Consider the following 19,675-nt stretch of genomic DNA (forward strand, 5'->3'; position numbering starts at 1 on the left):
GACGTGACTGTGGTAAAACCAAACATAATAAAAACCAGTGAAAACCCACTTCAGACCATCGAAGTTGAAGTGTTTGATGAATATGGCGAAAAGCTAACCAAACAAATTGCGTGCGAGCGCCCTCTTACCGTTATGTTGAACTGGAAAGAGATCGTAACTCTAATGACATTGGGTTCACGCCCGGAAGCATTAGTCTTGGGTTATTTGAAAAACCAAAGCTTCCTTTCTGATCCAGAAGCCGTTGAATCAATCATCATCGACTGGGAAACCAGCTCAGCAGCGGTTATCACCAAAGAAGATACGAGCCAACTTGAACAAGCACTGAAGAAGAAGACCGTAACGTCTGGCTGTGGTCAAGGTACCATGTATGGCAACGTGATGAAGCAATTGGAAGATTACCAAGTGCCTCAAACCAAGATTAAGCAATCTGAAATCTATACGGCTCTAGAAGCGCTGACTCATTATAACGACACCTACAAGAAAGCGGGTGCGGTTCATGGCTGTGCTGTTTGCAAAGACGATCAAGTGTTGTCGTTTGTGGAAGATGTAGGCCGTCACAATGCGGTTGATACCCTAGCGGGTGAGATGTGGCTTAACAAAGAAGATGGCGAAGATAAGATCTTCTACACCACTGGCCGCCTAACCTCTGAAATGGTGATTAAGGTAGCGCAGATGGGAATCCCTGTTCTGCTATCACGCTCTGGCGTTACGCAAATGGGCTTAGATTTAGCGCAGAAGTTCGGCATAACAACGATTGCTCGTGCTAAAGGCTTGCGCTTCCAAGTGTTTACAGGTGCAGACAAGATAGATTTTGACGTCAAAGGCGAGCAGTAAACGTAAAGTTAACTCGTGCTTAGTTAATTTGTTATGGGTGCAGTATCAGCTGCACCTTTTTTATATTCTTCAGTTTTTATCCCAATTCGTTCCCGATACAGGTTTCACGCTTCAGACCATCTAAACCTACACGTATCATGTCTTAAATTAGCTTTTCCTAAAACAAATCTTGATTTAACACCCCAATAAGCTATTAGTTACATATTCATCAATTTAATGAATCTATTAATACAAATTAAAGATGAATATCAACGTCACCGGCTTAAAGGGAATTAACCATGAGTAATCCATCGGAACCTCAGCATCCTCTGCTGTCTCTTTCTATTCGCAGTAAGTTTATTTTAATCAACCTCACCTTGTTTATTTCTGTTTTTATCTATGCCGTCTACGAGCAACTCAGCTTAGACAAATTGGAATCATTGGAGATCGCTGCGACCGAAAACCTCAGAAGCTCAGTAGATTTATTAACGCTTAGGCGACATGAGAAAGACTTCTTGTCTCGCCACGATCAAAAATACGCAGAGCGTTTCGATAAAACCGCCGACATATTGAATCAAAGATTGGTGACGTTGAACCAAACTCTCACCTCGCACGAACTTCACCTGACCGAGCAAATGACCAAGATCTCCGATACCCTTCATCAGTACCAGAAACAGTTCCACCAGATCGTTAATCAAGTGAACGACATTGAACGTACAACCCCACCTTTGGGCTTTGTCGCCGCTCTCGATGGAAAAAGAACAGCGCTGAAATCAGCAATCGAATCAGAATCAAGCTTGGCACTGGAACTTGCGTTGTTAGAGCTGATCGAAAAAGACTTCCATTACCTCGCACATATTAATAGCCAAACGAATGCGGCGTTAACCAATGCTCTTGTTGAGTTTGAACCCTACTCCCAAACCTCGATTGCGACTGAACAAGCCTATTCCGAATATAAGGCTGCAGTTGAAACTCTGTTGGTTGCTAACAGCAATCTAGGCTTGTCTGCAGAGTTGGGGCTTAGAGGCGCCTTACGTAGTAATGTCCATAAAACGGAACAAGCCATTGAAGAAGTGCAGAATGAGATAAGCCATGCGATTACAGTGGCAGTTAGGCACACACAAAATATGTTGCATCTGTTTGGCGCCGCTATTGTTGCTCTGCTTTCTCTATTATTGGTTTTCATCGGTCGCAACATCTTGGGTCGTATTAAAGCGATAAACGTGATGATGGAGTCGATTGCCAATGGCGATGGTGATTTAACGGTGCGAATGAACGCTAAAGGTAACGACGAGCTCGCTCACCTTGCTCACTCGTTTGATACCTTCATCAACAAGCTGCACGGCAACATTAAAGAGTTGTCGGGAGTTATGACAGTGTTGACAGAGAGTTCATGTAGCTCTGAAGAAGCCGCGATCAAAAGCATGAGTAATGCTGATAAACAGAAACAACAATCGGAGTCCGTCGCGACGGCAGTGAACGAATTGGTGATGACCAGTAACGAGGTCACAGCCAATATAGAAAATGCCGCAACTAATGCAGAGAAAATTAAAGATAACGCCCATCAAGCATTACAAGAAACACACTTAACAGATGCGAGTATCAATGTGTTGGTTGAAAACATTGCAGAGTCGCAAGACCTAATCGTGCAGCTTGAAGAACAGAGCCGTGAAATCAATCAAGTGGTAACGACGATTCAGGGAATTGCCGAACAAACTAACCTACTTGCGCTTAACGCAGCGATTGAAGCTGCACGTGCAGGCGATCATGGACGAGGCTTTGCGGTGGTCGCCTCTGAAGTGAGAGAGCTTTCTTTAATGACTAACGACTCAACCCATCAAATTGAATCGACTATCCATGGTTTAACGTCCGGCATTGCAAAGACAGTCGCTAAGATGTCGGCAAGCTTGGAGCAAACCGAACAAGTTAAGCACCAGACTAAAGATGTGGTCAATGCGATTGAAGGTATCCACTTTCAAGTCGGAGAGATGTTCGACCTTAACAGTCAGATAGCGACAGCATCTGAAGAACAATCCATGGTATCTGCGGAGATCGACCGAAACATCAGCGACATCGCTCATCTAGCCAGTAATACACATACCGTAGTATCAGGGTCAGTGCGTTGTAGTGAACAGGTATCGAGCGTGAGTGTGAAATTAGAGAAGATTGTGGCTCAGTTTAAATACTGATGTGTAGCCTACTTCGTTATGGGCTGTCACCACCTCTAAATAAACTGTAGGTAATAAAAACGCCCTTATCGCTTTATGCTGATAAGGGCGTTTTAATTCTATAAGGACACTTTCTGTTATCTGTAGACTACATATGTCTACAAACAGCGGTTGTCCGAAGCACTAGTCTAGATTAGCCACGTGCTTTTAGGAATTCAGCGTAAGTACCACGGAAATCGTTGATCTTGCCATCTTTGATTTCAAGGATACGCGTTGCTAGAGAGTCTACGAATACACGGTCGTGAGATACGAAGAACAATGTGCCTTTGTAGTTCTCAAGAGCCAAGTTAAGCGCTTCGATAGATTCCATATCCATGTGGTTAGTTGGTTCATCCATAAGTAGGATGTTTGGCTTGTGCATCATGATCTTACCAAGAAGCATACGACCTTGCTCACCACCAGAAATTACCTTAACTGATTTCTTAATGTCGTCTTGACCAAATAGCATACGACCTAGGAAGCCACGAACTACCTGCTCGTCTTCACCTTCTTGACGCCATTGGCTCATCCAATCGAACAGGTTCATGTCTTGTTCGAAGTCATGTGCGTGGTCTTGAGCGTAGTAACCGATGTTTGAGTTTTCAGACCACTTGTACTCACCAGTGCGAGCTTCAAGTTCGCCAGCTAGTGTGTTCAGTAGTGTTGTTTTACCCACACCATTCTCACCGATGATCGCAACACGCTCACCTACTTCGAAGATCGCATCGAACTTGTTGAATAGGTCTTCTTCAAAACCTTGAGATAGGTTTTCAACCACAAGTGCGTTACGGAATAGCTCTTTAGACTGTTCAAAACGAATGAATGGGTTCTGACGGCTAGAAGCTTTCACTTCTTCAAGCTGAATCTTATCGATTTGCTTAGCACGAGACGTTGCTTGCTTCGCTTTAGATGCATTTGCAGAGAAACGAGAAACGAACGTTTGAAGTTCAGCAATTTGTGCTTTCTTCTTAGCATTATCAGACAGTAGACGTTCACGCGCTTGAGTCGCAGCCGTCATGTACTCATCGTAGTTACCTGGGAATAGGCGAAGTTCACCGTAATCAAGGTCAGCCATGTGCGTACAAACAGAGTTTAGGAAGTGACGGTCGTGCGAAATGATGATCATTGTGCAGTTACGTTGGTTTAGCGTATCTTCCAACCACTTGATGGTATCCATGTCCAGGTTGTTCGTTGGTTCGTCAAGAAGCATGATGTGCGGGTCTGCGAACAGAACTTGTGCTAGAAGCACACGAAGTTTCCAACCAGGTGCTACTTCGCTCATTAGGCCGAAGTGCAATGCTTCTTCGATACCTACAGCAAGAAGAAGCTCACCCGCTTTCGCTTCTGCCATGTAACCGTCCATTTCAGCGAATTGAACTTCAAGATCAGCTACCTTCATGCCGTCTTCTTCGCTCATTTCTGGCAAAGAATAGATGCGGTCACGCTCTTGTTTAATAGTCCAAAGCTCTTTGTGACCCATGATAACTGTGTCGATTACCGAGAATTCTTCGTAAGCGAATTGGTCTTGGTTCAGTTTTGCAACGCGCTCGTTTGGATCGTAGCTTACGTTACCAGCACTCGGCTCAAGTTCACCAGATAGGATCTTCATGAACGTCGATTTACCACAGCCATTCGCGCCGATTAAACCGTAACGGTTACCTTCGCCGAACTTAACTGAAATATTTTCGAAAAGTGGCTTAGCGCCGAATTGTTGGGTGATATTTGCTGTGGAGATCAATGCCTTTACCTTTTTAATGTGAAAAACGCCGCAACGTTACTTGTTCAGGGCTTTAACTGCAAGTATTGATTGCAATTACCCGCTAATAAGTGAGCGATAACCTAGCTAAATCATAGTTTGAGATAACTCACATTTTTGATTTCTATTTATAGAGCGATAAATAGCCAAACTGTGCAACATATAAAGTATTGAGCCACTGAGTAAAATTCGCGTTATATAAAGACATATCTCTTATAAATAATTTAATATATCGCATAACAACCCGTTACAACCAAAGCTTCTTTATACATAGCTATTCACAGCACCCTCTAATGCACAAAGACTAGTCTAACGCCTGACAGTTTCATGACAAAACACCAAGATTCGGGGATAAAGTACTCGCCCTCATTAATGCATGAGATTTCACAAAGCTCGATTATCTAACTATAGTAATCCTAACCTCATAATTCTAAGAGACTTTTATGCGTTCATTACCGCGCTTCTTATTCCTCATATTAGCCATGCTCTCATGGCCGAGTCATGCCAACTTGGAATATGACTTACAATCACAACCTCAGGTCTCTGACATTGCCCAAGATCTGAGTAATCGTATCGATGAGCTTCCCGACCCTCTTTTTATGGAGGCGTCAGATAAGCGCAAGGTAAATCTGTTGCTCGCTGAAGTGCTGCGTGTTCAGAATCAGCAAATCGCAACGTTCGATAAACGACTCAAGGCTTATCGAGAAAACAGCGAGCCAAAACAGTGGTTCGATGTAGAGTCTAGCTACGTCACGTTGAACAGTTTGAATGTGAGCAAGCAGCACTTATTGGAGCAAAGCACCACAAGTAACAGAGAACGCTTGACCGGTTTTGGTCCTTACGGTGTTACCCAGTTCAAACAAGAGTGGGAACTGACAAAGCTAAACGTCGAATACTTGGTGTATTTCCAAATACGCAGCTTCAAAGCGCTTATTAAAGACATTTTTATTTCCCCGGTTCCTGTGATTGGTGCAGCGTTAAAAGTGCTGTTCATCTATTTTGCGCTGGTGTGGTGGTTAGCGAACAGTAAAAGGTTGATCGAACTGTTTCGCGTTAACCTGCTTGAAGCGAAACCAAACCCTCCATTCCTGATTCGTTTAATTTGGTATGTGAGCCGTGCGGATAGAGCCATTGCTTGGTTAATTGCGATCACGCTTTCGCTGCGTGTGCTTTCAAGTATCCCTAGCCTGCAACATCTTATATTCCTCGAGATCTTCACGTGGTGGATTTTAGGTGGCTCGATCGCAATCAGCTTCATTCTTGAGTTTGCATACCGCATGGGACGTACCTCAAACAAAGAAGTCATTGCGCTACGCCTTTCAACGATTCGCCGTTACGTATGGAGTTTCATTGTTGCTGGTGTGATTCTGCAAATCTCAAGCATCACGCTGGGTAAAGGCACCATCTACAGTTGGATTTATAGCGTTCTATTCTTTTGGTTTGTGTTGGTGACCATCTCGGTACTTCGATTATGGAGAGCGAAGGTATTCAATAGCTTAGAACATATCTCTGATCGCCCAGTGTGGGTTAACTGGGCCGTGAATCGCCAAGATACCTTTTTACTTAATATCATCGCGACTGCGCTTGGTATTGCTTGGTTGAGTGTTTATCACTTCCAGCATCGCATCATGTCGCTGCTTTCGAACTACACAGTATTCAGTCAAGCACTGGCTTACCTGTTTAGGATTGAAGTGGCTAAGCAGTCTGACCTCGATAAGAATCAGAAAAACTTAGTGCGTATTAAAGGCGATCAAACATACGAGTACATTCTACCTGGATCCATCGACAGCGAGCTGATTGACTATGCAGGCGACGAAGTAAAACAACTGTCTCGTTATCTTATGTCTGACAGCCCAGCAATTTGTATCGTGTCGGGTGAACGTGGCGTGGGTGCAACAACGCTTCTGTATACCCTACTGCACAAGGTATCGAATGCAGAACCAATTTACGTTAGTTGCCCTTACGCGGGTTACCAAGAATTACTGTGTCACCTAGCAGTAAGCATCGGCTTAGAAGAAGACGCAACTGAGATTCAAATCTTGGCACATCTTCGCAAGAGCGAAACGACTTACCTCATTGCAATTGATAATGCTCAGCGCCTAGTTAAGCCAATGGTTGGTGGTCTTTCTGCTCTGATTCGATTAACTAACTTACTTCGTCGTTCGAAGAAGAACCACAGAATCGTGATGTCGATTGCTAAGTCTAGCTGGCGATTTGTCGACCGAGCTCGTGGCGAGCGTCTGTTGTTTGATTTGGTTTGTTTCCTTCCACGCTGGACTGAGAAACAAGTTGGCGAGTTGCTAACCAGCCGTATCAATACTGAACTCGATAAGCCATTGTCGTTTGATGGTTTAGTGGTACCAAAACAGTGGGACCAAGATGACATGAGCGAAGAAGAGCGCGCGCGCCAAGGTTTCTATCGTATCTTGTGGCACTACTCCGATGGTAACCCAACCGTTGCACTGCGTTTCTTCCGTCTTTCTTTAAATAGAAATAAAGAGACAGACCAAGCGGTTGTCAGGTTGTTCCATGTACCAGAAGCGCAAGAACTAGAGAACATGCCAAAACCTATGCTGGCGGTATTGCGCTCTATCGTTCAGTTAGAAATCGCGTCTACCGAGGTGCTATCAGAATGTACTCAGCTAAGTATTGCTGAAATCACCGGTATTCTTCGCTACTTTGAGAGCCGTGGTTACATTGGCTGGAATGAAGATAAGGCAAGAATCTCTGATCACTGGTTCCGTCACATTACTAACGTTCTTGACCGTCAACATTTATTGGTGAAGTAAAATGAAGAAGTTATTTGTCCTATTATTTGTTGGCTTGGCAACGGCGGTAAGTTTCCCGACTTATGCGACAGAAGAGTTAGCCAATGTAGAAAACATTTCTAAGATCGCGAGCTTGGTTCGTTGGAGTGGCGTGTTCTTCTCCATCATCGTCATTGCAGCGATGTGGTTATTGTTGAAGTTCATTAACTCAATGGTGACAAGCTTTGGTAGTCAGTTCGTTCAATATCGAATGCTGTTGCAAAAGCTTCAATCGTTCATGCAGTTCTTCATTTATGTGAGCACGGGTCTTATCGTGTTCATGATGAGTTTCCGTATCAACGACCAAATCTTGGCTCTGATTGGTGGTACTCTTGCCGTGTCGGTCGGCTTTGCGCTTAAAGACTTGGCGGCCTCTTTCATCGCGGGTATCACCGTAATGATTGACAGACCATTCCAAGTCGGTGACCGTGTCACGTTTGAAGGTAACTACGGCGACATTATTACTATCGGTTTACGCTCGGTACGTATGAGAACTTTGAATGACGACATCATCACGATTCCAAACAACAAGTTCTTAAACGAAGTCACCACCAGTGGTAACTATGGCGCGCTGGATATGCAGGTGGTGATTCCGTTTTACGTCGGTATGGACGAGGACATCACCCTCGCCCGTGATCTGATACAGGAAGCGGCCTCATCAAGCCGTTACATCCACCTACCTAAGCCTGTGACGGTGTTGGTGAAACAGACCATTACTGACAACTACCTAGCAATACAGCTAACCTGTAAGGCTTATGTGGTGGACACAGCCTATGAGAAACTGTTCGAGACAGATATTACGCTTCGTGTCATGAAAGAGTTTAAGAAACACAACATCAACCCACCTAAAATCTCGGTGGCTGCTCACTCATAGCTTTAGGTTGATTACTCGATTGTTCGAAACAAAAACACCTCCGCACTTGAATAAGAATCGGAGGTGTTTTTTATGGTTGCCGCCTATGTAACAGCTATTAATTTTACCGCTCTATGGCTCCATAAGTTTCTGGTGAAAAGCGCTAAACCTTAAAGTACTTCAACTGTTCTGTGAGATGTTCAGTGGTGTTTGCCATCTTCTGACTGTCTTCAGCCAGCGATTGTGAAGCCTGTAGGACTTCGTTAGCGGCCAAATGAATACCAGTAACACTCTCACTCATCTCTGTTGCTACTGTGCTCTGCTGCTCGGACGCAGCAGCAATTTGCGAGACCATATCATTGGCGTTATGTAGCTCATTCACAATCACATCGAGTTGCTGGCGTGTCTCATTAGATGCAACCACGCTGTGGTCCACTTTTTCGTTGCTGCTTTGCATAGCATTAAATGTACGTTCGGCTTGTTGTGTTAGCTTCTCGATGGTCGATTGCACTTCGTTGGTAGAATTTTGCGTTCGACTTGCTAGGTTACGAACTTCATCAGCAACTACAGCAAAACCGCGCCCTTGTTCCCCTGCACGTGCCGCTTCGATAGCGGCGTTTAACGCTAGTAGATTAGTTTGCTCAGACACATCGCGAATCACACCAACCACTTGGCTTATCTCTGTAACACCAGATTGAAGATCTCTGACCAAGTTATTTGCAGTTGAAATGTTCTCAGATACTTGAGATATGGTCGTTGCGGTTACATGCATGTTTTCATCATTTTGGTTAGCGTGATCGACCACTTTGTTGGTACTCGCAGCGGTGTTTTCTGCATTCATCGCGACATCTGAAATAGTCGCGCTCATCTCTGTCATTGCGGTCGATAACAGTTCAAGCTGTGCATGTTGCGAATTCACACTGGTTGCTGCCTCTTCACTGGCCTGCGCGATATGACTTGCCATATTACTAGACAGATCCGCAGACTCGTTTGCTGTACGAAGCGTTGTTTGCAGTTTGTCGAGCATGGTGTCGATCTGGTGGCTCATATCGCCCAACTCATCTTTACGTGTCATGTTCATACGGACACGAAGGTCACCATCGGCAATTTTATGCGTGTTATCGATAAGCTTGTTAAGCGGGACGATTATGTTATTTGAAATCGCATAACCCATCGCAAACAGTAAGCCTGATAAAACAACTGCGACCATGCCTTCCTTCAGTGCTAATGCGTAGAAAGCCTCTTGAATATCAGCGACCAGTATTCCTGAGCCGATAATCCAGTTCCACTCAGGGAAGAGTTGTACGTAAGAGATTTTATCTTTTAGCTCACCTTGAGGGCTCATCCACTGGTAATCAAGAAAGCCTTTCTCTTGAGGAGAGCGTGAGATCGTCACCATTTCACGCCAATGGTGCTTTCCTGCTCCGTCTTTCAAATTACCTGCGTTGGTACCATTAAGCTCAGGTTTGAGCGGATGACTAATAATGTTGAGCTGCTGGTTGAGGATCCAGAAGTAATTGGTGTTGTCATAACGAAGCGTCTTAATGGCTTGTAGCGCTCGCTCCTTTGCGACTTCTTCACCTAGTACACTACGTTGGCTGTAGTAATAGCCGGCTAAGCTTACTGCGGTTTCAACTTGAGCACTGAGCTTATCTTGCCGCTCTTCCATAGAGCTGGCTCTTTGCTGCATGAGGTTAAATGTAGATGCCATTACTAGCAGTACAACCGATAGAACGACAATTGAGGCGAGTTTTGACTTGATAGATAAGTTACTTAATTTCATAGCTGACTGACTTTATTATTTGTTTTGATTATGGATTTTCGACCAAGTTATCAAAATTTTGTACAGTTCAGATGATATGCATCAAGAACACCAAATATACACTGTGTTACATAACCAAAAAGAGGTATAGGTCAAACTGGCAGAGGTTGAGGTTTGATTGGTGATAGTTTAGTAGTGTGGGATTTTCGTGCTTGGGCTGAATGTAAAAACAACAGCCCAAGCGAGCTAGGATAACCATCGAACGATAGCCGTAGCAGGTTTAGAGGTTAGACACCAATAACTGTGGTGTCGCTTTTTGCTGAAGGTAGATACTAAAGCGGCTTCCTTTACCCACTTCTGATTCTACTCGTATCTCGCCACCAATTTGACTTAAGATACTTTGAGATACGGATAAGCCTAAGCCAGTCCCGTCGCGTTTCGTTGTATAGAATGGCGAGAAGATGCGCTTTAATTGCTCTTCTTTGATGCCACAACCTTCGTCTTCAACATGCACGATAGCGCCATGAGACACGCCGTTTTCTACCCAATCTTCACTCGAGATTGTTAATGTTCCCTGCCCGTCCATTGCATGAATCGCATTCATTTGTAGGTTGACCAGAATCTGCAGCAATTGGTTTCGATTTACTTCAACCGATGTTTTAGCGTTTAAGTTCGAAACGTAAACCATGCCGCGCTTTTTCGCCCCAGTTTTCACGAGCGTGATACTTTCATCGACGATCGGGTTGATGTGTTGCCACGTGATCTCATCCTGCACACCACCGTGTCGGCTGTATTGCAGCAAGCTTCGCGTAATATTTCGGATTCGGTCGATTTGCTCCATGATGGCATGGACTTCTTCTTCGACACGGCTTACTTCATCCCCTAGTTCAAATTTCATCAACTCAACGTTGCCAAGGATTACCGCTGTTGGATTGTTGATCTCGTGAGCAATACCAGCGGTTAGCTCACCGAGCGCTGCCAGCTTCTCATTGACCACCAGCTTATCTCTGGCTTGGTTTAGCAGCTTGATATGCAGCTCGAGCTCTTCGGTTTTCTCTTTCAAACTAGCGGTGCGAGAATGGACTTTACACTCGAGTTCTAACGCCGCTTGTTGAATCTCTTGATTGCGCTCATGCAGCAGATCCAACATCTTGTCGAATTGTTTAGCAAGTAAGGTAAGCTCATGTTGATCATCCAGTCCTAACGTACCAATTCGCTTGTCTTGCCCCATCTGTACTAGCTTCACCACTTTATGAATGCGTTCAATAGGGTTGAAAAGATCGCGCGCACCTCTGTGAACGATCAAACCTGAAACAAGCAACAACAGAACGATAGTAATGCTGATTTCGCCAAGGTTAGTCAGGTAGGTTTCAATGAGCGGCCAGATTAGGTAACCGGTATATAGCATGCCGATCACGTTGCCAAACTGGTCGTGAATTGGTTGATAAGCCGTGATGTACCATGCATCGTATACATATGCTCTGTCGAGCCACTCTTTGCCCTCGTTTAAGACTTTAGAGTGAACCTCGTGAGAAACTCGCGTACCAATTGCACGCCCTGCACTGTCTTCACTGCTTAATGGCACGTTAGTGCTCACACGAAGGTCGTCAAGAAATACGGTGACGGTTCCTACATGACGGTTGAAGCCCTCTCTCTGTGGATAGATCAGGTTGCTGATTTGATCGACCAACTGAGTGCTGTTATTCAACAAGATCCCGCCATCAAGAAAGCCGATCACATGATCATGTTTATCTTTAATGGATACGACAGTACGGCTAACCAAGCCACGTGTTTCAACATCATGACCATTAAGCATCGGAACCTCTGCCTTTTTTGCAAGATCACGATCTAAGTAATCGAGTTCATTACTGTCTAACACACTGAAAAACGATGATTTATGTGTGAGATTCAGATATTCAAGCTTCTTTTCCATGCTTTCTACGCTGCGCCAGCGTAAAAAATCGAGCTCATATCGTGACTTATTCTCTGAGACCCAACGAATGAGTTCATCTTGAGGCACGTCGCTCGCAAGCTTCGTTCGAAAGTTGTAAGATTCAGCAAATGCGCGCACGTTATAAGCTTGCTGGTTTTGAATCAGATGAATACTGTTGTCTGCGACGTCGAGACGTTCATCAACATCGATCAAAGCGCCTTGCCACGTATAGTGAACAGACCAATAAAAGGTGATCGCAACGAGCGCGCACAGTGTAAGAAAGATCGGTGCTGACGTGAGAAACAGTAAACGGTAGCGCACCATGGTTTTGAAGCGGAACGCCCACTTTGCCCACCACTGACGTCTAATCGGCATATTCTGAGCCTTCTGTGTTCCAGTCTTTGTATTTGCGTTCTAAGGTTTTACGAGCAACGCCAAGGTCTCTTGCCGCTGCAGACTTATTACCATCGTGAAAACTCACAAGCTGTTCGATATGTGCTTTCTCCACTTCTTTAAGTGTCCAAGTGTTTGGATAGCCTTCAGCAGCGTCCGTTGTATTCAAGTTCGGCACTTCAGCACCATGTGACACCGTCACTGAAATGCTCGCAGGTGCAGGGTCGCCATTTATATCTCGCCAATAGTGAGCTGGTGGCTTGTCTAACAGAATGCAGCGCTCCACGAGGTTTTTAAGCTCGCGAATATTGCCCGGCCATTCGTATTCATTCATCGCTAAGATATCTTCATGTGCCCAATTAGGTATCGGCATACCTAATTCACTCGATAACAGGCGCGTGAAATATGGAACAAGCTCAATCAGATCGGATGGTCGTTCGCGTAACGGAGTCACATCAATCTTAAGTACATTGAGTCGGTAAAATAGGTCGCGGCGGAAGTGCCCTTTCTCGACCTCTTCCTGAAGATTCCTATTGGTTGCCGCGACAACACGAACGTCTACGGATATCTCTTTCTCGCTGCCGACGGGGCGAATGGTACGTTGCTCGAGCACTCGCAGCAGTGCAGCTTGCATAGGCAGCGGCATTTCGCCAATTTCATCAAGGAATAGCGTACCGCCGTTAGCCACTCTGAATAAACCTTCGCGATTCTTCTTCGCGCCAGTAAAGGCACCAGAGGTGTGACCAAATAATTCACTTTCAAGAAGCTCTGGAGCAATCGCACCACAGTTGATTGGGACAAATGGTCCAGTTCGTTTACTGGCTTCATGAACACCTCGTGCAACCAACTCTTTACCGGTACCAGACTCACCTTCTACCAACACGGACGCTCTTGATGGAGCAAACTGGCTAATAAGAAGCTTAAGTTGTTTGGTCTTATCTGAGTTACCAATAATCTCGGTTTTGATGTGGCGGCTGACATCACGCTTCAACGCGTACTGCATTCTTTGGTCAAGGCGCTTATCCATACAACGAAGTACAGCTTGAATCATCTGTTCTAAGTTAAATGGCTTTAAAATGAAATCTGAAGCACCGAGCTTGAGTGCTGATATGGTCATCTCCAGATCGGCATAGCCAGTCATAAAGATAACATCTGCTTTTCGGTCGCTATCATTGAAGGCTTCTTCCCACTCAATACCAGAGCGACCAGGAAGATTAATATCGAGAACGATCAGGTCGAAGTGTTCATTGCAACGTAGCGTTTCTGCTTCTTCTACAGAGCCTGCACTCGACACCTTGCCAAAGTACTTACCTAGTGCTTTCTTTAAAATTGCCTGCATGCCAATTTCATCATCGACCACCAGGACCGAAAACGCCTGATATTGAGTCAAGGTGTTTGGATTGAGGTTAGAGGCGTTTGAACTAGGTAAAGACATAATGATCAGCCGAAAGGGAAAGTTGGGACAGAGTGTACCAATTAACCTTTTGTTCAACAGGGACAATGTGCGACATTTTGTCCTAGCTCATGTTTTGGTTGATTTTATCTAGCGAAATGACGCAGTTTTGTCCGAAATAACAGCAATTTAATGAGACTTGATGCATTATTTGTTGGCATTAAGATTGCTTATAGGGAGAGGATTTCTAATTACTATAATTAGCATCTTATGCACATGTCCTTCTTTGAGCCCTTTAAAACTGAAGACATGTCATTCATTTCTAACAAAATGGACATAATAATAATGAAAGCAATTCCCCTAACTATTGCAGCTCTATCTATCGTCAGTTACTCGGCTAGCAGCGCAGAAGACACCACTCATATCAAGCTTGCGACAACGACAAGCACTTATCATTCTGGCTTACTGGATTATCTACTGCCTGAATTCGAAAAAGATTCGGGTATCAAAGTCGATGTTTTAGCAGCGGGTACTGGTAAATCACTTCGCATGGGTGAAAACGGTGATGTGGATTTGGTGATGACACACGCACCAAAAGCAGAAGCTAACTTTGTTGAGAAAGGCTACGGCGTTTTACCTCGTAAATTGATGTACAACGACTTTGTGATCGTTGGCCCTGAAAGTGACCCAGCGAAAGTTGAATCTCAAAAAGCAGTGGCGGATGTATTTAAAGCGATTGCGACAAACAATGTAACGTTTGTGTCTCGTGGTGATGATTCAGGTACACATAAGAAAGAGATGGGGATCTGGGCTCAAACTAAGATGGAGCCAAACTTTGGCGGCTACCGCAGCGTTGGTCAAGGCATGGGCCCTACTCTAAACATGGCGTCAGAGATGCAAGGTTACACAATGACTGACCGTGGCACTTGGCTGGCTTACCAAAATAAATTGGATCTAAAAATCCTTTTCCAAGGTGACGAAAACCTATTCAACCCTTACCAAGTAATTCTAGTTAACCCAGAGCGCTACCCAAGCATTCACTACCAAGCAGCAAAAACGTTCAGCGATTGGTTGGTTAACCCTAAAGGTCAAAAACTGATTAACGACTTTAAGCTGCACGGCAAGCAACTGTTTGTTGCGAGTGCTGAGTAGTTTGTCGCTCGCTAGGTTGTGCTAAATAGGGTTAAAGGTTCACTCTTTGCAAAATAGCATTACGCTTAACGAGTCAGCAAACCAAACAAGTAAAGAAATAATAGCTGGCCAATAAGGCTCATTAATATTGTGTCAGCTATGATTAACATCAGTCATTACCGATAAAAACCTATTATCGATTCACACGAGATACTTCATGACCTTATGGCAAACAACGCTAGATGCATTGAATTTACTGGTGAATTTTGACCACGACTTGTGGCAAATTGTCGCGGTGTCCTTCAGCGTATCTTTGTCCGCCATCTCTCTGGTAATTGTTCCCTCTATCATCATGGCTTTCTTATTGGCCTACACGGAATTCCCTGGGAAATGGGCGTTACTCTCTGTAATCAACACATTGCAAGCAATACCAACCGTGGTTATTGGCTTATTGATGTACATGATGCTCTCTCGTTCTGGCCCATTGGGCGACTGGCAATTGCTGTTCACTCAAAAGGCTATGATTCTAGGTCAGATGCTGATCTGCTTTCCTATTCTAGTTGCCATGATGCACGGTGCGCTGCAAGCCAGTGATCGCCGAGCTGTCGAAACGGCACGCACTCTGGGAGTTTCAACCACTCGCGTTGCCTGCACCTTGATTTGGGAAACTCGTTTTCCTCTACTGGCGGCAGTCATTGCTGCGTTTTCTCGTATCGTCACTGAAGTTGGTTGTTCAATGATGGTTGGCGGAAACATTATGGGAATGACAAGAAACATCCCTACCGCTATTGCAATGGAAAGTCACAAAGGTGCTTTCGCTCAAGGTGTGGCGTTAGGCATGGTTTTATTGGCATTGGCATTAGCCCTTAACTTTTTCCTTTCTAGTGTGAGAGGAAAAGGCTATTTAAGAACTTAGGAACGCTGTCATGAGTATAAAAATAACAACGCAGCAAATTTCAATGCGCTACAAAGAGCGTGTTTTGTTCCACATCCCTGAATTGTCGATCGGTCCAAACGATGCGATTTATCTTAAGGGCGATAACGGTGTAGGAAAAACCACTCTATTAAAAATTCTGTCTGGATTGATTAAGCCGACTTCTGGCCGTATTCAGTCACCGACACAAAGTTGGCAACATAACCTGTTCCCTAGACTAAAATTTAAAGACATCATCTATCTACATCAAACACCTTACCTATTTGATGGTTCTGTGTACCAAAATGTCGCTTATGGGATTCGCTTTAGTAAAGAGAGCCAAAAAGATAAGCGAGCTCAAATAATTAATGCGTTGAGGATGGTAGGTTTAGAAACCCTAGCAGATGAACACATTTCTGTGTTGTCTGGTGGTGAACGTCAACGCGTAGCAATGGCACGAGCTTGGATTCTCAAGCCATCAATTTTGCTGATGGACGAGCCAAGTGCTTCTTTAGACAAAGAATCTATTGAAAGATTGGTGATTATGGCCGAAGATCTTCTTCAGAGAGGCGCGAGTTTAGTCATTACCAGTCACCAAACCAACGCGTTAACCGATTTGTGCAAGAAGCAATGGTGGATCAAAGACAACACGCTAGCTGAGTCACCGCTTCTGCAAGTAATTAAAAAGAACAAAGCACAAGAGAATATTTATGCTGCTTCCAACGCAAACTAGTTGGGTTATTTTGGCTGGCGGACAAGCCAGCCGTATGGGCGGAAAAGATAAAGGACTCGTTGAGCTCAACGGTTCCCCGCTTATTCAATACGTTATAGACAAGCTGTCACAACAAGATGTCAGCATCACCATCAATGCCAACCGTAACCTCGACAGTTACCAAGCATTCGCTCCGGTTGTTTCCGATTCGTTCCCTGATTATCCGGGGCCATTGGGCGGTATTCATGCTGGCCTTAAAAACGCGACCACTGATTGGGTCGGTTTTGTCCCATGTGACAGTCCACAAATCAGTGATGATCTTGTAGAGCGCTTTTGTGCGGCGGTAAAAGAAGACAGTGACATTCTTGTGGCTCACGATGGCGAATTCAAACAACCGGTGTTTACCCTATTCCACAAGCGTGTTCTTCCAAAGCTAGAAGCCTTTTTAGAGCGTGGCGATCGCAAGATAATCTTGCTCTATAAAGAGTGCGTCACTGAGTACGTCGACTTCAGCGATGCACCAAACTGCTTTGTAAACCTTAATACGCCAGAAGAACTCACCCAATTCGGAACGCTTCAATAATGAAAGATTCAAAACAACGCCCTAACCTGCCGTTATTAGGTTTTGCTGCCTACAGCGGCACAGGTAAAACAACGGTACTTGAAGCCCTGTTACCTTTGTTAACCGACGCAGGTTTGAACGTTGGCGTTCTTAAACATGCTCACCACGATTTTGATGTCGATAAGCCGGGCAAAGACAGCTATCGCTTACGTAAAGCTGGTGCAAACCAAATGTTGATCAGCTCTCGTAACCGTCATGTAATGATGACAGAAACGCCAGAAGCCGAAGCTGATTTTGATTATCTGCTTACCCGTTTCGATACCAACACGTTGGATTTGATTTTGGTTGAAGGCTGCAAGAACATCGCTTTTCCTAAAATCGAGCTTCACCGTGATGAAGTGGGTAAACCTTGGCTTTATCCAAATGATGACAACATCATTGCTATCGCAGCCGACAGCAAAGTCGAATCTGACCTGCCACAAATGGCGATCAGCGACTTAGAAGCGATTCGTGATTTCATCATCGACTATGCACAATCGTTCGATCCAGTTTCGAAAACAAGTAAAGTCGCTTCGTGTGCATCTTCAAAAGACAACACGCCAGTTGTGTGTTGTGACTCTTTCTCTCCTGCAGGTCTTACCGTGACTCAAGGTCAGCAAAAGATTGTTGATAGTATTGATGCATTAGAGCTGACGGAATCTGTTGCCTTAGAACAAGGGTATGGTCGCGTATTGGCGGAAGATGTTATTTCACCAATCAATGTACCTCAGAACACTAACTCTGCAATGGACGGCTACGCCATTCGTAGTGAAGATTTAGATCTGGATAGCTACCATGTTGTTGCTGAAGTGATGGCAGGACACAGCTACAACAAGACCGTTCAACAAGGTGAAGCGGTTAAGATCATGACAGGTGCACCAATGCCGGAAGGTGTTGATGTGGTTGTGATGCGTGAGCAGGCTGTTCAAGAAGGTGACGTCGTTAGCTTCCTAGATGCGAAAATTTCAGTAGGACAAAATGTCCGTATGGCGGGTGAAGATCTTGAAATCGGCCAACCTGTCTTTACTCGTGGCACACGAATCGAAGTACCAGAAATGGGTATGATGGCATCACTGGGTTTTGGTACCTGCCCTGTTCTGCGTAAAGTGAAAGTGGGCGTGTTCTCGACGGGTGATGAAGTTCAAGCACCGGGAAGTGAGCAAAAACCAAACTCTATCTATGACTCAAACCGTTTTACTATTATCGGCATGCTGCAAAAGCTTGGCTGTGACATCGTTGATTACGGCATCATTGAAGATGACGAACAAAAGATGATGGATGTACTGCACGCTGCGTCACTTGAAACCGATATGGTTCTGACTTCTGGTGGCGTGTCTGTTGGTGATGCCGACTACATCAAGCTTGCGTTAGATAAACTAGGAGAGATTAACTTCTGGCGTATCAACATGCGCCCGGGGCGCCCTCTTGCTTACGGTAAAATTGAAGACAAGCCATTCTTCGGCTTACCGGGTAATCCAGTTGCCGTAATGGTGTCGTTCATTAACTTTGTTGAGCCAGCGATTCGTAAGCTGCAAGGTCAAACAAACTGGACACCAGTAAAAGCGAATGCGGTAGCAACTGAGCAATTACGTTCTCGCCAAGGCCGAACTGAATTTAGCCGTGGTGTATTCACTATGAACGAATCTGGTGTACTTGAAGTTAAGACAACGGGTAAACAAGGCTCAGGCATTCTGCGCTCAATGAGTGAAGCAAACTGCTTAATTGAAATTTCACCATCGGTTGATACCGTGAAAGTTGGTGAAACAGTGACGATCATTCCGTTGCAAGGTCGTGTTTAATTAATAAAACGGCCTAAGGTGTATTGATTACACTGAAGTTCGAACGTTCGAAGCCCCTTCTGCGATGGTTTAGTCGCAAGGGGCTTTTATATTTCTGAACAACCTTAATAAGTAACCCATTAACTAAGTTAATCTTAAGATTTCTTACCATTACCTTGAGCGACGTACGGTTTTTATGTACAGTGCGCCCAAAGTAAAAATTCTATTGGAGCGCATCATGGCTCGTACCATTCTGTACACGTACAAAGACGAAGACAAAGAGTTACTGTTTTCAAAGCAAGAACACCGCACGATCCAAGAAGCGGTTGCTGATGCTGAAGGCATCGACATCACTGAATATTTAAAAACAGAGCAGCAGCTTGAGTTGATTTCAGATACTAAAGCAGTTCGCAACTACCAAGACAATTACTTCCGTAAGCTAGGTTTTTCAAAGCTTACGCTGAAGCAAAAAGAAAACCTTGGTGTTGGTAAAAAGAATAAGTAAGTTCTTAGAGAGCTTCGCTCTTGCTAATCGATAGCTAAAATCACCAAACAATAAAAAATGCCGCAACCTCTTTCGAGATTGCGGCATTTTTATTTATTCTGCGTAACTTGTTTAGCTG

The 19,675-nt window shown here is 44.5% G+C and carries 14 protein-coding genes; 10 read left to right on the top strand and 4 right to left on the bottom strand.

What is annotated here, in order from left to right:
- Positions 1-9: 9 nt before the first annotated feature.
- Both fdhD and OH460_RS16025 read left to right on the top strand, forming a co-directional pair.
- Positions 10-834, top strand: coding sequence for a formate dehydrogenase accessory sulfurtransferase FdhD (gene fdhD, locus OH460_RS16020; RefSeq protein ID WP_061034051.1), 825 nt, complete (start codon positions 10-12; stop codon positions 832-834).
- 278 nt (positions 835-1,112) lie between these two features.
- The gene (locus OH460_RS16025) at positions 1,113-3,002 is read left to right on the top strand and encodes a methyl-accepting chemotaxis protein (protein WP_269998566.1); all 1,890 of its coding nucleotides are present in this window, start codon (positions 1,113-1,115) and stop codon (positions 3,000-3,002) included.
- A gap of 172 nt (positions 3,003-3,174) precedes the next feature.
- Here OH460_RS16025 and OH460_RS16030 read toward each other — a convergent pair whose 3' ends face one another.
- Positions 3,175-4,758, bottom strand: coding sequence for an ABC-F family ATPase (locus OH460_RS16030; protein ID WP_008217915.1), 1,584 nt, complete (start codon positions 4,756-4,758; stop codon positions 3,175-3,177).
- Positions 4,759-5,219: 461 nt separating this feature from the next.
- Here OH460_RS16030 and OH460_RS16035 point away from each other — a divergent pair, with 461 nt between their 5' ends.
- Entirely contained in the window at positions 5,220-7,565 is a 2,346-nt protein-coding gene (locus OH460_RS16035) for an ATP-binding protein (RefSeq protein ID WP_269998569.1), read from the top strand.
- 1 nt (position 7,566) lies between these two features.
- On the top strand, positions 7,567-8,457 hold the full coding sequence (locus tag OH460_RS16040; protein WP_061034054.1) for a mechanosensitive ion channel family protein: 891 nt from the start codon (positions 7,567-7,569) through the stop codon (positions 8,455-8,457).
- Between the two features lie 142 nt (positions 8,458-8,599).
- On the opposite strand, the gene OH460_RS16045 is transcribed toward OH460_RS16040, so the two are convergent.
- From OH460_RS16045 to OH460_RS16055, 3 genes are all read right to left on the bottom strand, one after another.
- Positions 8,600-10,219 (bottom strand): methyl-accepting chemotaxis protein, encoded by a 1,620-nt coding sequence (locus tag OH460_RS16045; RefSeq protein WP_269998571.1) that lies wholly within the window; start codon positions 10,217-10,219, stop codon positions 8,600-8,602.
- 259 nt (positions 10,220-10,478) lie between these two features.
- Positions 10,479-12,506, bottom strand: a complete 2,028-nt coding sequence (locus OH460_RS16050) for a sensor histidine kinase (protein ID WP_269998573.1) — start codon at positions 12,504-12,506, stop codon at positions 10,479-10,481.
- Positions 12,496-13,959, bottom strand: coding sequence for a sigma-54-dependent transcriptional regulator (locus tag OH460_RS16055; RefSeq protein WP_269998575.1), 1,464 nt, complete (start codon positions 13,957-13,959; stop codon positions 12,496-12,498). Before OH460_RS16055 ends, OH460_RS16050 begins: the two co-directional genes overlap by 11 nt.
- 303 nt (positions 13,960-14,262) lie before the next feature.
- Here OH460_RS16055 and OH460_RS16060 point away from each other — a divergent pair, with 303 nt between their 5' ends.
- From OH460_RS16060 to OH460_RS16085, 6 genes are all read left to right on the top strand, one after another.
- On the top strand, positions 14,263-15,069 hold the full coding sequence (locus OH460_RS16060; RefSeq protein WP_061034058.1) for a substrate-binding domain-containing protein: 807 nt from the start codon (positions 14,263-14,265) through the stop codon (positions 15,067-15,069).
- A 196-nt stretch (positions 15,070-15,265) separates the two neighbouring features.
- Entirely contained in the window at positions 15,266-15,964 is a 699-nt protein-coding gene (locus OH460_RS16065) for an ABC transporter permease (protein WP_008217899.1), read from the top strand.
- Positions 15,965-15,974: 10 nt separating this feature from the next.
- Positions 15,975-16,694 (top strand): energy-coupling factor ABC transporter ATP-binding protein, encoded by a 720-nt coding sequence (locus tag OH460_RS16070; protein ID WP_008217897.1) that lies wholly within the window; start codon positions 15,975-15,977, stop codon positions 16,692-16,694.
- Entirely contained in the window at positions 16,672-17,256 is a 585-nt protein-coding gene (mobA, locus tag OH460_RS16075; protein ID WP_017112061.1) for a molybdenum cofactor guanylyltransferase MobA, read from the top strand. The genes OH460_RS16070 and mobA overlap by 23 nt, the downstream gene beginning before the upstream one ends.
- Positions 17,256-19,073, top strand: a complete 1,818-nt coding sequence (locus OH460_RS16080; RefSeq protein WP_269998585.1) for a bifunctional molybdopterin-guanine dinucleotide biosynthesis adaptor protein MobB/molybdopterin molybdotransferase MoeA — start codon at positions 17,256-17,258, stop codon at positions 19,071-19,073. Before mobA ends, OH460_RS16080 begins: the two co-directional genes overlap by 1 nt.
- Before the next feature lie 217 nt (positions 19,074-19,290).
- Positions 19,291-19,557 carry a DUF2960 domain-containing protein gene (locus OH460_RS16085; protein ID WP_061034061.1) on the top strand — a complete coding sequence of 89 codons (267 nt, stop codon included), beginning with the start codon at positions 19,291-19,293 and terminating at the stop codon, positions 19,555-19,557.
- Positions 19,558-19,675: the final 118 nt, after the last annotated feature.

This window comes from Vibrio sp. Makdt (assembly GCF_027587015.1).
GTDB lineage: Bacteria > Pseudomonadota > Gammaproteobacteria > Enterobacterales > Vibrionaceae > Vibrio > Vibrio chagasii_B.